Source organism: Acinetobacter sp. CIP 64.2, assembly GCF_000369645.1.
Taxonomy (GTDB): domain Bacteria; phylum Pseudomonadota; class Gammaproteobacteria; order Pseudomonadales; family Moraxellaceae; genus Acinetobacter.
The window spans coordinates 309,704-325,413 of record NZ_KB850120.1; the positions used below are offsets into that span (position 1 = coordinate 309,704).

Below are 15,710 nucleotides of genomic sequence, written 5' to 3' on the forward strand. Positions count from 1 at the left end.
TTTTTCTATCTTAAACCATGCGACTTTAACACAAAACCAGATTGACGAAAGGGCAGAGTACTGAATAGTCGCCTTGAACCAACTGATTATCCAGATTTTTATCTTTGCAGCATGTGCCTACTTTAGGGCAATATATTTTTTAAGCTGAAGGAACACTGGTTGCTTTTGTGACTTCAGGCTGAACAATTGGCATATTTAAGCGTTCAATACGTGGAAAGCCAAAGTGCATACGGAGATCGCGAATAATCTGAGCAATTTGATTCCGGTTGCTGACCACGATATTGACATAAGTTTTCTGGTCTTGTGAATGAACCATTTCTACGCCCGTTTTGGCTTTACGGCATTGATAAATCAGATCGGAAATTTGTTCATCATTCATGGCCATGTGAATACAAAGATAAGCACTGAAGCGAACATCGTCGATTTCTTCAGATTGCCAGTGTAGCGGCATGATGTTTTCTGGATGCAAATGCTGTTCGTGTAATAAGTTCCGACAACGGGAACGGTGTACAATAAGACCGCGTCGAGATAAATGTCCTTGAATTGGATCACCTAATACTGGGTTACAGCAATGCGCATATTTGACATCGACGCCTTCTGTGCCGACGATCAAGCGGTCAGATGCATCTTGATACTGTGAATGATAGTCTTGCGCAAATAGATGATTTGCGACCAATTGTGGTAATAGATCACCCACCGCAATCTGTTCAAATAGCGTGTCTTTACTACCTAAGTGTCGCCATTCAAGTACATTGATCCAGTCGGTTGGAGAGAGATCGTTAATTGAACGCTGGAACAGTTTTAAGGCACGATTTAAGGCTTGTTGTCCGACTAGGCGTTGTTCGTCAATATCTTGTTCTCTCAGAATATTCTGTAATGCGCGACGCGCTTTTTGGGTATTGATGAAACTGAGCCAGTCTGGATTTGGAGTTGCTAATACATCCGTAATAATCTCAACCACTTGCCCACTGTGTAACGGGGTGGACAATGGACGAATTTCGCCATCGACTTTGGCACCTACAGCGTGGTTGCCTAAGAACAAACTGGCTGAATAGGCGAAATCAACCACAGTGGCACCTTGTGGTAATTCATGTAATTGTCCATGTGGGGTGTAGACCCAGATTTTTTCTTGGTGCAAATAGTCGAGTAAATCACTAAAGGTGGTTTTCGCACAGCCGCTGTCAATCAGGGTATTCAAGTTTTGCATAGAAGCCTGAATCGCTGAACGACAGGCTTGTGGTGCATTTTCACCCAGCACCACACCAAAACGAGCTGCTTTACGCATCAGTTCAGTCTGAATGGTCAATGAAAGTGTGGTTTTTTCGCCTTTGAGCTGGATCATGAGCGATTGGTTGCCGCCTGGTAAAGGACGGCGAATATGATCTCGGTATTGTAATACCTGAAAATTATCTTTCAGCGCATCAACTAGACGGTCGCAGTCAGCAATACTTTGTAAAATAATTTCAAAGGCATGGCTGTGGCTGAGTTCATTCAAATCAATTTCATTTTTAATAAAATGACGCAGTAATTCGATATTGTTGTTTTTCTTTTTAATTCGACCCTTGAGGTCATAGGCTTTTAACAGTTCAGAAAGCTTTTGTTCCCAAACGGCTTGGTACTCACAGCGTTTTGGTTTGGTTTCCAGTAAGGCCGTTTGCACATCATTAAACATGTCTAAATCAAGATTTTGATAGCAGAGATGTTCAAGGTTATCCGCCATCTCATTCATACCCACCAGACGTGACATGGGTACAAAAATATCGAGGGTCTCTTGTGCGATACGCGCACGCTTATCCGGACGCAGCGCACCCAAGGTGGTCATGTTGTGATAGCGGTCAGCCAGTTTAATAATAATGACACGAGGATCTTGTAAAGTCGCCTGTAGAATTTTTCGGAATGATGCGGCTTTGTTATATTCTTTGTCGCTGGAATGGCTGAGTTTGGTGACGCCATCGACCAGTTCTGCGACGACGACTCCATATTTCTGCCCAATTTCATCTTTGGTAAATTCAGTATCTTCAATTACATCATGTAAAAGTGCTGCCATTAAGGTTTCTGCATCAAGACGCATATGTGCCAAAATGCAACTTACTGCTATTGGGTGCAGTACATAGGGCTCACCACTTTTACGGGTAATACCGCTATGCGCTAAATCAGCAAAATCGCAGGCAGCAAGCACACGTTGAACATCACTATCTTTGAGATAGGCTTCAATAATTGCTTTGAGCTGCTGCTTCGCTTGGCTGACTTCTTCGCCTGGCATATAACACCTTTAATAACTTGAATTCAGTAATGATCTGTCTGTTGATAATTTAATGATGTATTACATGGATGAATTTTTGACTTAGTGCGGTCTTCATGTGCTCAACCATATTGGATACCATTGAAAACGTACGTTTGATGCAAGTATTCGCAAACATTACGCCTTTCTTCTAATGAAAAGCAAATTGTGAAACTTGTCAATTTGTTCATTAGAAAAACTCGTAAATTTTTTCAATGACGGATATTGCTTTTATCAATATGTATCAAATTTTGCAAGAAAGAAAAAAGCCCAGAGTATTCACAATGGGCTTTTCGCACAACAAATTCGGTTTAGAAAGTGAAACCTTCTAAGTTTAATGAATTTGTAGACAGTACCATATCAAGGTTTGATGTCTGGTAGTCTTGATCGCGTTGTTTTAAAATTTCTTTGGTGACATGACCGACTGCAATTTCGCGTAATGCAACCACTGTTGGTTTGTCATTGTCCCATTCTACAGTAGGTTCCATGCCTTGACGTGCCAATTGACGTGCACGTTTACTCGCTACCAGTACCAACTCGAAGCGGTTATCTACATGGTCTAAACAATCTTCAACGGTTACACGTGCCATAAGTTGTCTCGTTTGAACATTACATTTGGAAAGACTGAGTAGTATAAAAGGCTTTTCTGCCAGACTCAAGTCATTCGCGATTAAGGGTAATCAAGTTTTCGATTAATTGTTGATGACGTGCACTTTGTTGCGAGGTCACTAAGCGGTTTGCGCTGATAATGGCTTCCAAATCATGCACGGCTTTATTGAAATCATCATTGATAATGACATAGTCAAAACTGGCAAAATGACGCATATCTTCAACCGCACAGCTGAGACGATGCTCAATTACGTCGACTGAGTCTGTACCACGGTTCGAGAGACGCTGTCTTAAATCATATTGTGTTGGTGGCAGAATAAAAATTTGTTTAGATTCAGGAAAGAGTCGACGAACTTGTTCTGCACCTTGCCAATCGATTTCAAGCAAAACATCATGACCTTGTTGCAATTGCTCTTTCACTTTGGCTTGGGAGGTGCCATAGTAATTGCCAAATACTTCTGCGTATTCGATAAAGCCACCTTCATTGACTTGTGCTAAAAAGCTTTCTTTGCTGGTAAAATGATAGTGAACGCCATCGAGTTCACCAGGACGTTGACCACGTGTAGTATGTGAGACAGAAACGTGCAGGTTGCTGACTCGATCGAGTAGGGCTTTGACCAAAGATGTTTTGCCTGTTCCTGAAGCTGCAGAAACGACAAACAAGAGACCCGACATGATATTTTTCCTGAATATGATAAAATATCTTGGCTATTGTAGTGTAGCGTGCCATTAAACGAAATAGTTTGGTGTAAAAATTCAGATGATGAGAGAGGATGTTATGGAAATCGTGTTGGCCAATCCACGAGGCTTTTGTGCTGGTGTTGACCGTGCTATAGCAATCGTCAATCGGGCACTGGAATGTTTTAATCCACCAATTTATGTACGCCATGAAGTGGTACATAACAAGTTTGTGGTCGATGATTTACGTCAGCGTGGTGCTGTTTTTGTCGATGAGCTGGATCAGGTGCCTGATGATTCGATTGTGATCTTTAGTGCGCATGGCGTATCTAAAGCGGTACAGCAAGAAGCCGATCGTCGGGGTTTAAAAGTCTTTGATGCAACTTGTCCTCTCGTCACCAAAGTACATATCGAAGTGACTAAATACGCGCGTGAAGGAACAGAAGCAATTTTGATCGGGCATGAAGGCCATCCAGAAGTTGAAGGCACCATGGGGCAATATGATAAGTCTCGAGGTGGTGAGATTTATCTGGTTGAAGATGAGCAAGATGTAGAGGCGCTCATGGTTAAACATCCTGAAAAAGTCGCGTTTGTTACCCAGACTACGCTTTCGATTGATGATACGGCAAAGGTGATTGATGCATTACGTACGAAATTCCCTCTCATTCAAGGCCCGCGTAAAGATGATATCTGCTACGCCACTCAAAATCGTCAAGATGCAGTGCGTGATCTTGCCGAGCAGTGCGATGTGGTCTTGGTTGTTGGTTCACCGAATTCGTCGAACTCCAATCGTTTACGAGAATTGGCTGAACGTATGGGGAAATCTGCCTATCTGGTCGACAATGCGGATCAGCTTGAAAAAGACTGGTTTAAAGCGGACACTAAAATTGGTGTGACAGCAGGTGCTTCTGCGCCTGAAATTTTGATTAAACAGGTGATTCAGCGCTTGCAAGATTGGGGAGCAACCCCACCCAAAGAACTGCAAGGACGAGAAGAAAATATTACTTTTAGTCTACCAAAAGAGTTGCGTATCCAGGTGATACAAGCCTAATTTTATTAGAAAAATGTGAACTGGAAACGGATGGATGACACTCTATCCGTTTTTTTTTGGTGCTTATCTGCTTTGTATTGGTTCTGTAAAAATAAAATTTAATATAGAGTAGTGAATTTTAAAAATTGGGTGCTGGGGAAATGGGGAAAACTCGGGGGTTCACCTTAATTGAGCTGATGGTGACGATTGCAGTTTTGGCAATTATTACGATGATGGCAATGCCATTATTTAAAGACATGATGGTTGCTCAGAACTTCAGTAAAAGCACACAAGAACTTATTCTTACATTGAATCAGGCAAGATCAAAAGCTGTACTTGAACGTAGACAGGTACAGGTTATATTGCAGCCTAATTCGACTCCAGCGCCAAGCACAAATACTGATAATCAGCTTGTTTGGGTACCCAGTGGTCAGTCGATATTAAAGACAAACTTAACAACTTCCATTTATTTTAATTTGACGGGAGGTGTCTGTTTTTTAGATGGAGGCACTCCCCCAAAATGTATCTCTGCTAATAATGATACCAATATTGAAATCTGTAATACGGCTACTAGTAGTAATAAAAAATCAAAAATTGTGAGTATTTCAAGAATGGGCACGATTCAACAGACTACTGAAGGAACATGTTAATGAATACCCTGAATCGTCAACGTGGTGTTGGTCTTATTGAAATCTTGGTTGCACTGTTGGTGCTCGCAATTGGTGTATTGGGTTTCGTTGCGCTGCAATATCGCTCCTTGGAGGCAAGTGCGGAGAGTACCTCTCGTGTACAAGCGATTACATTGGCCCGAGATTTGGCTGAACGAATTAGGGTTAATCGCAACTCTTTTGATACTTATCAAACTGAGCTATCAACTGCTTCAAAGCAACAAACCTCCACAAAAAAATGTATTGGATCAGTTGTTTGTACAGATGCAGAGTTGGCCGATTTTGATGTTGCTCAAGTAACAACGAGAGCAGCCAGTTTTGGTATGACCATGAACATTATGAATTGCCAAAATACCAATAATCGCCAATGTATCTATGTGGCATGGGGGGAATCGAGTGCCACAAATGGAACAGGAACAGGGGATTGTACTAATGGAAATGCCTATAACCCGACGTCGACCTGTGTGATTATGGAGGCCTATTAAATGATAATAAAACAAAAGGGTTTTACATTAATCGAGTTGATGTTATCGCTTACCCTGGGATTGATTATTTCGGCAGCGGCAATACTTTTGTTCTTTGCCGGACAGAAGAGTTTGTCGATGCAGCAAGGCGTATCAGATATACAAGATAATGCTAATTTTGGTTTAAATTACATAACACAAGATATTCGGTTGGCAAATCTAAATAATCCACTCGCAATTATTAATGATCAAACGACTTATGGTGGAATTGTACTAACTTCCTCTGCAAATGCAGCTAAAGATGCATCTGGTACTTTACTCAGCAATATTTTTCAACAGGTTACGGGAAGTAACGTTGCCGTTAATTTTTTATCCCGCAGTAATGTGGGACCTTCCAATGTACAGATTGCTGGGGCGGATGTATCAAGCGATCAGTTAGTGATTCAATTTGTGCCGCAATATTTATTGGACAGTACGGGGACGACTTGGAATGGTGGATATGACTGTGAGGGTAATGCCTTAAACTTTCCTGTAACACAGCCTGCCAAAGGTGGAGAATTTGGTCGCCAAGTGGTTGTGCAGCGCTATTTTTTACGAGCAGATAATAATAAAAATGGTCAGGAACCAAATCAGAGTCTAGCTTTGGCTTGTGATGCTGGGCACTATCCAGTCGATCCTGTAAAAGCAGTACCACCAGCAACGACTCCACCGGCAATGACGATTACAGGATATGGTGATGCAGGTGAGATTATCATGAAACGAGTCGATCATTTTAGAGTGTTGCTGAATATTCAAGACGATAAGATTCAGCCTCCAGCTGCAAGTCGCCGTTATATTTCAATTGATGACTATATGGCTTTGACAGCACCACGACCGAGAATTGTCGCAGTACAAATTGGTGTGTTGGCACGTTCTTCTCAGTCTGTTGGCGCTGAGAGTAGCATTAAAGATGACCAGAGTTTTACCTTGCTGGATCAATCAGTGACAGTGAAGACACCTAAGGCTGGAAGTCCAAAATATATCAGACAAGTGGTATCACAAACGATTGCTTTACGTAATGTGATTGGGGAGCGTGGCGCATGAGGCAGAATCAAACGGGTGCCACTTTAATTGTGGTCTTGATTTTTTTAGTAGCGATTACAGTCATTGGCACAGTTGCAATTCGCCAAAGTCTGGTGGGATTAAACATTGCAACGAATAGCCAAGTCTCGCAATTAGTGATGCAAAACTCTGATGCTGTATTTTTTAATGTTGAAGATCGCGATAATTTAATTCAAAGCCTTAGTGTGAGTGGCATGTTTGGCTATATTAGTGGTCCTAATGACAAAAATAAGGAACTGGTTTTCTGTTTTAGAGGGGATCAAGCTAAATTTTTTGATATCAGCAATGCTAGCCTAATGCAATGGGAGTCAGGAAAGGCTCTGCCAACGAATAATATATTAGGAACAGATGGTTATTGCAGTACTTCGGCTTCTTCTGGAAACTGGTTTACCAGCGGGCGTAAAGCGGTTATGACACAGGTTGCAGTTAAGTTTTCAACAAATCAGAATCAAGACCCTTTTTATGATCGCCAACGCGGTACAGACACAAAACAAGGACAAATTGAAGAAGCAAAAAGGGTCAGGATTTTTGCGGTATCTCTTATGCCAACTTTAACAAATGTCAAAACAGAAGATCTGGATAACTGCTTACAGAAACACATGAGTGAACTCTCGATACCAAGCGATACAGCTGTTCCCAATATACCAAATACAACGTTAGATAAAGATAATCCACTCAAGACAGTCACCGAATGTTTAACAAGTCTCAATGTTCCATTCACTACACAAATTAGTGAATACACGATTACTCAGAACTTTTCATAATTGGGGTGAATGCAATGAAAATGAAAAATACTTTTGCATCATATCGTCAACAGTTGCTTACTGTAAGCGTGACTGCTTTTTGTACAGCAATAATCGCGAATAGTGTGGCCCAAGCCAGCGATATTGATATCTATCAAGAAGCAAAGTCTGGTGAAATTACCCTAATGTTTATGCTGGATATCTCAGGGAGTATGGGAGCACCACAATCTTTGGGAGACAGAGATGCATGTGATGTTCCATCTAATATCACCATTGATAGTTCTGGCTCAGTTGCATCTACAAACGGGTCGCCGACCTATCAAAGATATTATTGTAATGCCATTGAAACCAAAACCTATAAATATAGAAGCTATGTACAAAGTAGACGGACTTATTATCAAAAATGTACGAACGAGGCTGAGAGCAGTTCTGCGTGTACATGGGGTGGAGCATCTACAACCGTACCAAGTGACCTACCTAGTTATACAGATGGATCTGGAACTTATACCTATTATTATGTCGGGATGACACGTCCTTATTATGACCGGATCACACGATTAAAAGATGGAATGTTTGACCTCTTGTATGGTAATACCTCAAAAGGTATTGTCAGATTGAGTGATGACAAAGTGATTGGTCTGAGTACGTTCTCACGACCAACGAGTTTTGATTCAAATGGTCAGCCCTTAAGTGCAGATAACTTAACTGGTCAAGTGCGCATTCCTGCTAGAAAACTCAGTACTCTGGTGAATGGTGTAACCCAGCGGCAAATTCTTTTGAATGAAGTCGCTAAACTCGGTGCACGAGGCGGTACGCCGACTGCAAATGCCTATGCTGAAGCTTCTGCTTATCTATTTGGAACTACCACCGGGGGAACAGAGCCAGGTATCATCGGGCGTGCGCCAACGGGATATACCAATCCCTATCGATTTTATAGTTGTACTGCACCCACTGCGACAGGAGGGTGTGATGCTTATTCAGTAAGTTATACCAATGGTCTGCCTGCATATGATTCATATAGGACATCATCAGGTTATTACTATTTTTATAGAAATAATATGGCAAATTCAACGGCGAGTGGATTTGCATACTCGTATGATGAGACTAAGAATTCGGCTAAAACACTCTATCAAATGCCTAGCTCATTACAGCAGACGGATGATGTGAAAAAATGTAGTGGTCAGGGGATTTATGTATTAACCGATGGTGCGCCGAATAGTAATAGTAATGCTCAAGCGATGATGCAAGCATCCTTGGCGTCAAAGAGTTCAACATTCAGTTGTACCAATACAGATTCAGGCTGGGGCTGTATGCATCAGTTCGTTCAGAATCTTCTGGATCCAGCAAAGAACCCAGCGAATTTGAAATTTAAAACCGCTGTGGTTGGCTTTGGTAATCTTTTTTCCGATATGCCGTCTTATGATAAAAATAAAACCCAACAGCAGAATATTGATGCATTAGGTGCGATTGATTCAGACCAGAAAAACGCAGCATATTGGGGAATTATTGGTGAAGGTGGCTGGTATCGGGGCAATAGTTCACAGGATATTGTTGATAGTGTAAATGCGTTCTTGGGTAATCTAGGAACCACGATTCCAGCCGTGACAACAGGATCACCTACTGTTCCCAAAGACAGTTTGAATCCATCTGTTTTACAGAAAGAGGCGTATTTCCCTCAATTCCAGCCAACTCCTGATAAATCTTATCAGCTTTGGGCTGGTAATCTAAAGAAATATGATGTTGTTGCTGGTGTGCTTAAGGATAAAGGCGGAAATAAAATATTAGATAGTAATGGGCGCATCGTAAATAATTATGATCTATGGTCAACGGCTGTGAGTACTGATGCTGCTATTAAAGCTGCAGATGAAAGTACTTTTGGAAGTAACCTATTTGCTTTAAAGGGTGGAGCTTGGTCACAGCTTAAATTAAAAATGGATGCAGGCGCTACAACGGAGAATAGAAAATTATTGACTAATCGCTTAGGCAGCGGAACGGGAACTTCTGCAGTTTTTGGAAGTAGTTCAACGTTGCGCCGCGTAACTAGCGCAGACTTAAGTGATACGCTGTATCAGAATGATCCTAATCGTGGCTATTTAATGTTACTTTTGGGTTATGGGGTTGATCCAGCTAATCCAAATGCGATTACGACAGCATCATTAAGTGCATCACCAGAGCTTCGTCAAATTGGTGCAGTCATGCATTCGTCACCTTTATTAATTACCAATAAAGGGACAATAAATTATAGTAACGGCACTTTAAGCTCATCCAATCGCGAGGACTATGTCTTATTTGGTACAACTCAGGGTTTATTGCATATCGTGGATGCAAAAACAGGGCAAGAAAAATTTGCATTTGTACCAAATGAGATGATCGATAGGCAGCCTAAAGCTTTCCAGAAGTATGATACGACGACAATGGGAATGTCGAACCTCTATTATGGTATAGATGGTGCATGGGCAACATATACAGAGTATGTGGCTGATAGTTCTGGGAATTTAACGGTAGGTAATGGACGTAATTCACAGAAAGGCAAACAAATTGCGTATGGTGGTTTACGTATGGGGGGGCGTAGCTACTATGCCTTGGATCTTCAAAATATCGATAATCCGAAACTGTTATTTCAAATTTCTCCTGATGATCAAAGTGTCTTTAGTAATGGCAGCAGCAAATCATTTAGTCAGTTGCAGTATATGGGAGAGAGTTGGTCAAAACCTACGATTGCGTGGGTTAAATGGAATGGTTCGCGTAAACGGGTGATGTTTGTTGGTGGTGGTTATGATGCAGGAGGGGCTGACGGTAAAGCAAATAATGGTGGATATGAAAGTGATACATATGAGCAAACCAACAAAAAGGGTGGTGGGGTTTATATGTTTGATGCTGATAATGGCGATCTGCTTTGGTGGGCAAGTGCCAACGCCACAAATACAACTACTGGCGTAATCGGTCTGCAAGCAGATGATCTTAAATACAGTGTGGTGAGCCAGATTCGTGCTGAAGATCGTGATGGTGATGGTTTAACTGATCATTTATATTTCGGGGACTTAGGGGGACAATTATTCCGTATCGATTTAGATAACAATGCATCGTCAACAGCAACATTTGCAAAAGCGCCTCGTCTATTGATGAATTTACACAAGGTTTCTGGCTCTATTGGAACAAGTCCACGTTTTTATGAAATGCCTGCGTTTTCAATTTATGATTATGCTGGAAATACTTTTGCCGTAATTTCGATTGGTAGCGGTAATCGTAGTGTGCCTTTAAAAGATTATACCGTGGGCACTTCAGGCTACGATTATGATGCAGTCTATAATGTTTATGATAAAGATGTTGCTGCCCGAAATCTTTATAACTCTGGCTATAATTATGTTAACACAACAGTAACACCAGCTGACTTGGCGAATGGAAACCTTGGCGAGGTGAATGCAACCAATAGAAATGACAACACCACCTTGGTTGCACCTTATAGTCAAAAGGGATGGTTCTATCGTTTCCAGTCCAATAAGTTACAAAGTGCGAAGGTTTTTGCTACACCAATTGCATTAAATAACCGTTTATTTGTATCAACATTTGATAGTAGTAAACCAGGTTTATCTGGTGACTGTGGTGCTGGTGTAAAAGGAGAAAGCTTCTTAAATCAGTTCTGTATGCCATATGGCCAATGTAATAAGACCATTGCAACGGGTTCCGGGATCCCATGTAGTACAGGAGATGGTTGTTCGTTAGGAGCAGGAATTCAATATACAGCTATTGTAGATGATGAACAAAAATGTGATCCAGCAACGCAAAAATGCAATGGTAGCTCGAACCCACCACCTTCATCTGGAGATGGAACCAATAATAAAAATTATTGCCTGTCTACTGGGAATCGTGGGGCGACGAGTATTGGTGGCATTATTTCCGCAGGTAGTAGTCAAATTTGTTTGGTACCGCAACGCTGGTATGAGCGTTCAAGGTAGGAGTAAGTTATGTTAAGCAGAAGACTTACTCCTTCGCAGGGATTCACCTTGATTGAGCTGCTGATTGTTGTGGTGATTATTGCTATTTTTGCGGCAATAGCGATACCGAGCTATCAGGTCTATGCCCGTCGTGCACAGGCTTCACAGGCTCAGCAAGAAATACAGCGATTGGCAACAGAACTTGAAAAACATAAGAGCCGCAATTTCAATTATGTTGATTTTTCGACCATAGCGAATGCATCACCCAAAAGCGATGTTGTAACTTTACCTACTGGAGCAACAGGTGCAGGAATACAATATACAATCACGGTTAGAGATGGTGATGATCCAACAAAAACGCTCTTTGCTAATGGCGTAAATGGGAAAAGTTGGGTGATAACGGCACAAGCTGCTAATGCAAAAAATTGGAGTTTTGTTCTGAATAGTAATGGTATGCGCTGTAAAAGACAGGATACGACGATTGCATTTGATTGTTCAGGATCTGGAGTCGAGCAAACATGGTAAAACAAGACCGAGGTTTTACGTTAATTGAATTGATGATTGTAGTGGCGATCATTGGAATCCTGGCTGCCATTGCTTATCCTTCATATCAGGAATACGTTCGCAGAACGAAACGTACTGATGCACAAGCTGACATGATTGAGCTTGCTGGACGATTGCAACGCTATAAGATAGCTAATTTTACCTTCTTAAAATCCGATGGCAGTACACCGATCGCGATAGCGGATGTTGGTCATAATGGTATATTGCCACAATCAGGAGGTGCTGCGTTATATACTCTGGCTTTATCGAATGTAACAGCAGGGACTTGGACATTAATAGCAACTCCAACGGGGGCACAAACAGGTGATGGCCATATTGTTTTAAATTATCGAGGAGAGCGTTGTTGGGTGAAAGGCAGTGATAAAAATAGTGGTACGGCATGTACGCCATCTGCAACAACAAACTGGGACGGTCGTTAACGTTTCACAACATTTAAATGTTTTACAAAAGCAAACCTACATCTGGTTTGCTTTTTTATGTGTATTATTTAACATTTTTAATAACAATAATTAATGAATGTGATCTATTTATCATTTATCTGCTGTTATCTACCTTTTATCTCTTAAGGGTGGATTTAAGTGCATTTTCGATAGAAATTGATATGAAACATGAAAACAATCACGAAAAATAACGTTCATTTCATTCATATAACAATTTGATTTTACAGCCTTAAAATTTTTTCACTTATAAAGTCAAGATGAAATAATTTGTAAGGTGAATTGAATAAAAATTAATTGAGATGCTCGTTAAAACAAAAAGATTTGTGCATATGGAGGACTGTATGCAACAAGCATATTCTGACTTACAGCCTCGCTCTGCAGTTTCTGGTCTTGCGATAGGGCCGAGTGTTGCCCAACATCATCCGTTCAACTTCGAGCGTAGCTCTCCGTCTTGCACTCAGACAAAGCAGAGCTTAGTGCATCTTCGCTCAGGATTTACCTTGGTTGAATTGATTGTCACGATCGCTGTTTTAGCCATTATTACTGTGATGGCGGCGCCGTCATTTGCAACGATGTATAGCCGCCAAAAATTAGAATCTTGTGCACGTGAACTGATCATGAAAGTTTCGGAAGCACGGAGTCAAGCCGTTTTACTCCGTCAAACTACAGGGCTCTGCCTGTCTTCTTTGTCTGAAGATGATTGTGCGACTGCAATTGCCATTCCGAAGACAGAGGCACAACGTATTTTTGTCGTCCGTTTAGACAATGGCGTAAGCAGTGCAAGTCTTTCATCAACCAATCTCAGCTTTAGAAAAAATGGCAGTCTTGCAGCGCAAAAGGACTTTATTTTACAGCACCAAAATCTTTCTTATTGTATTCGGGTAGGGGTGATTGGAGATACCACAATCAAAGAAGGAGCTTGCACGTGAATATTCAAAAACAAAAAGGTGTCGGGCTAGTAGAGGTTTTGGTAGCCCTTGTTCTTTTGGCAATTAGTGTGCTGGGCTTTGCTGCTTTGCAAATAAAAGCGATTGATTCCAGTTTCGAAGCCAATAAACAGGTGCTGGCACTTACCATTGCGCGTGATTTGGCAGAACGGATGCGAGCTAATCCACAAGCAACACGTGCAGGGAAATATAGAGTGCAAGCGGTGGAGACTCCTAAAGCAGAAGTCCCGACCATCGCGGATAAACCTGAAAAGGTTGCATTACAAGACTTACAGAAGGCTGCGCTTGAGGCCCAAAACAACGGGATGAATCTGGCGGTCGACCAATGTCCGGCAGGCAATAACCGGCAATGTATTTATGTGGCTTGGGATGGAACCAATTTAGCAGGTGACCAAGGTATCGCCGCATGTATCAAAGATGGTAGTTATGTTTCAGGATCGCACTGTTTGTTTTTGGAGGCATACTGAAATGGAAACAGGCCTCTTCTATTCAAAATCTGGTCAAGCTCAAGCTGGGTTTACCCTGATTGAGCTGATGATTTCCCTGACTTTAGGGTTGCTGATCGTTGCTGCCGCTATCCAGTTATTTATTACAGGAATCACCAGTTATAAGTTGCAAAAAGCCATGGCACATATTCAAGACAATGCCAGTCTCGGCTTGAACTTTATTGTGGACGATATTCGTAAAGCCAATCTCAGCTCGCCCGTCCCGGCAATTAATGATCAGACCAGCTATGCTGGAATTCTACTGAGTTCGAATAATGTCGGAGGGAAAATTGACCTGAATTGTACAGATTGTTTCTCGAATAACCAGATTGCCAGTTTTGGCAATGCCAATGTGGCTGGATTGACCAATGATCAGTTAATGATTCGTTATCAGGCACCACAAGGGGGGCTGGATTGTTCTGGTCAAAATGTAGCAAATGGGACTTTTGTGATCCAGCGTTACTTTGTTGGTTCTACTTCTACGGACTTGCGTCAATCTTTACGTTGTCAAGCTGCCCAATATACACAAGCGATGCTTGATGCAAAGACCACAACAGACCGACTCAAACTGGTTTGGGGGGAGAGTCAGGTCATTTTACCCAATGTCGATCTTTTTCAGATTCGGTTAGGGTATATGGATGGTGAGCTCAATAGTGCGAATAGCATGATCGCCTATACAGATGTTAAAAATTATATGGCTTTAACTGCAGCTAAAAAAAATATTGATGGCATTACACAGACCGTTCGTCCTTATGTACATGCCATTCAAATCGGTGTGTTAGTACGTTCGGATGATAAGACCGGAGACCAGTCGGTCATTAAGCAAAGAAATAAAGAACCATTCCAAGTCCTCGGTACCAAGGTCAATCTCACCCCTGCATCACAAGATACTTATTTAAGACAAGTGGTGGATCAAACGATCTCATTGAGAAATGCAATGGGTTGGGTTTCAGAGGGCTGTGATAGCAGTAAAAGCTCAAGTTGTACAAATGGGGGGGGCTGGAACATGATAAACGCACAACGTGGTTCAACACTGATTATTGTTTTAATGATTGTGCTGATGATTACCATTGTCGGCACACTGGCAATTCGGCAAAGTATCAGTTCGCTTAAATTGGTCAGTAATCATCAGATACAGACGCTACTGGCACAAAATGCGGATACTGCACTGATGTATTTTCAGGATCCCAATACCCAGCAAAACTTAGCTTCTGCCAATGGTGTGGTTGGTTTCTTTAAAAATGAAAATAATAAAAATGCCGAACTGGTCTTCTGCTTTTCAGGAACGGATCCATTTGCCCTAACCAAAGCTGCATATCGCTTAAATAGTGCCAACTTTGAACCGATGGCAAGCAATGCTGGGATGTGTAAAGTTGATTCGAGTAACGCAGCCAATGACACAGCCTCTCAATCCAGTGGTCGTAAACAAGTGGTGACACAGGTTTATATTAAAAGAGAAATCAACCCTACAGCACCCTTTGCAGATTTATCTCGTGGAACGGAGGTATTTGGGGCAAAAACGGAAAACAATATTCGCTTAAGGGTCTATGTGGTGTCCGTGATGCAAGGCTTATTAACTTCGGATGCTTTATTTAAAGCAGATCGTGATATTAACAAAGGTTGTTTAACTAAAAGTATCGACAATAACGGTGCCAATGATGTTGCTACTTGCTTAAAACAAAATATAGAAAAACCGTTATATAACATACAAGTCGCAGAATATCGTTTCTTGTCTGACTTTGAACCTTCGAGTTCATAAGGGAGA

14 protein-coding genes and 1 pseudogene are annotated in these 15,710 nt (G+C 41.5%); 12 read left to right on the top strand and 3 right to left on the bottom strand.

Features of this window, described 5'->3' with window-relative positions:
- Positions 1-139: 139 nt before the first annotated feature.
- The 3 genes from F895_RS17255 to gmk form a co-directional block, all read right to left on the bottom strand.
- Positions 140-2,263: a RelA/SpoT family protein gene (locus F895_RS17255; RefSeq protein ID WP_005238399.1), complete on the bottom strand. Its 2,124-nt coding sequence runs from the start codon at positions 2,261-2,263 to the stop codon at positions 140-142.
- 329 nt (positions 2,264-2,592) lie between these two features.
- A complete protein-coding gene (gene rpoZ / locus F895_RS17250; RefSeq protein WP_004657467.1) occupies positions 2,593-2,871 on the bottom strand; it encodes a DNA-directed RNA polymerase subunit omega in 279 nt (92 codons plus the stop codon).
- 70 nt (positions 2,872-2,941) lie between these two features.
- A complete protein-coding gene (gene gmk / locus F895_RS17245) occupies positions 2,942-3,565 on the bottom strand; it encodes a guanylate kinase (RefSeq protein WP_005238402.1) in 624 nt (207 codons plus the stop codon).
- 103 nt (positions 3,566-3,668) lie between these two features.
- Between gmk and ispH the strand changes: the two genes are divergently transcribed.
- From ispH to F895_RS19860, 12 genes and pseudogenes are all read left to right on the top strand, one after another.
- A complete protein-coding gene (ispH, locus tag F895_RS17240; RefSeq protein ID WP_005238404.1) occupies positions 3,669-4,619 on the top strand; it encodes a 4-hydroxy-3-methylbut-2-enyl diphosphate reductase in 951 nt (316 codons plus the stop codon).
- A 140-nt stretch (positions 4,620-4,759) separates the two neighbouring features.
- Positions 4,760-5,248 (top strand): GspH/FimT family pseudopilin, encoded by a 489-nt coding sequence (locus tag F895_RS17235; RefSeq protein ID WP_005238406.1) that lies wholly within the window; start codon positions 4,760-4,762, stop codon positions 5,246-5,248.
- Entirely contained in the window at positions 5,248-5,751 is a 504-nt protein-coding gene (pilV, locus tag F895_RS17230; protein WP_005238408.1) for a type IV pilus modification protein PilV, read from the top strand. Before F895_RS17235 ends, pilV (F895_RS17230) begins: the two co-directional genes overlap by 1 nt.
- Positions 5,752-6,813: a PilW family protein gene (locus F895_RS17225; RefSeq protein WP_005238411.1), complete on the top strand. Its 1,062-nt coding sequence runs from the start codon at positions 5,752-5,754 to the stop codon at positions 6,811-6,813.
- Positions 6,810-7,595, top strand: a complete 786-nt coding sequence (locus F895_RS17220) for a pilus assembly PilX family protein (RefSeq protein WP_005238413.1) — start codon at positions 6,810-6,812, stop codon at positions 7,593-7,595. Before F895_RS17225 ends, F895_RS17220 begins: the two co-directional genes overlap by 4 nt.
- 14 nt (positions 7,596-7,609) lie before the next feature.
- On the top strand, positions 7,610-11,530 hold the full coding sequence (locus F895_RS17215) for a pilus assembly protein (RefSeq protein WP_005238415.1): 3,921 nt from the start codon (positions 7,610-7,612) through the stop codon (positions 11,528-11,530).
- Positions 11,531-11,539: 9 nt separating this feature from the next.
- On the top strand, positions 11,540-12,034 hold the full coding sequence (locus F895_RS17210; protein ID WP_005238416.1) for a type IV pilin protein: 495 nt from the start codon (positions 11,540-11,542) through the stop codon (positions 12,032-12,034).
- Positions 12,028-12,492, top strand: a complete 465-nt coding sequence (locus tag F895_RS17205) for a type IV pilin protein (RefSeq protein WP_005238417.1) — start codon at positions 12,028-12,030, stop codon at positions 12,490-12,492. Before F895_RS17210 ends, F895_RS17205 begins: the two co-directional genes overlap by 7 nt.
- A gap of 362 nt (positions 12,493-12,854) precedes the next feature.
- Positions 12,855-13,442: a GspH/FimT family pseudopilin gene (locus F895_RS17200; protein WP_005238420.1), complete on the top strand. Its 588-nt coding sequence runs from the start codon at positions 12,855-12,857 to the stop codon at positions 13,440-13,442.
- On the top strand, positions 13,439-13,927 hold the full coding sequence (pilV, locus tag F895_RS17195) for a type IV pilus modification protein PilV (protein WP_005238423.1): 489 nt from the start codon (positions 13,439-13,441) through the stop codon (positions 13,925-13,927). Before F895_RS17200 ends, pilV (F895_RS17195) begins: the two co-directional genes overlap by 4 nt.
- A 1-nt stretch (position 13,928) precedes the next feature.
- Positions 13,929-14,942 (top strand): annotated as a pseudogene (locus tag F895_RS19855) (PilW family protein); the annotation flags it as partial.
- 9 nt (positions 14,943-14,951) lie between these two features.
- The gene (locus F895_RS19860) at positions 14,952-15,704 is read left to right on the top strand and encodes a pilus assembly PilX family protein (protein WP_042876170.1); all 753 of its coding nucleotides are present in this window, start codon (positions 14,952-14,954) and stop codon (positions 15,702-15,704) included.
- The last annotated feature ends 6 nt before the right edge of the window (positions 15,705-15,710 follow it).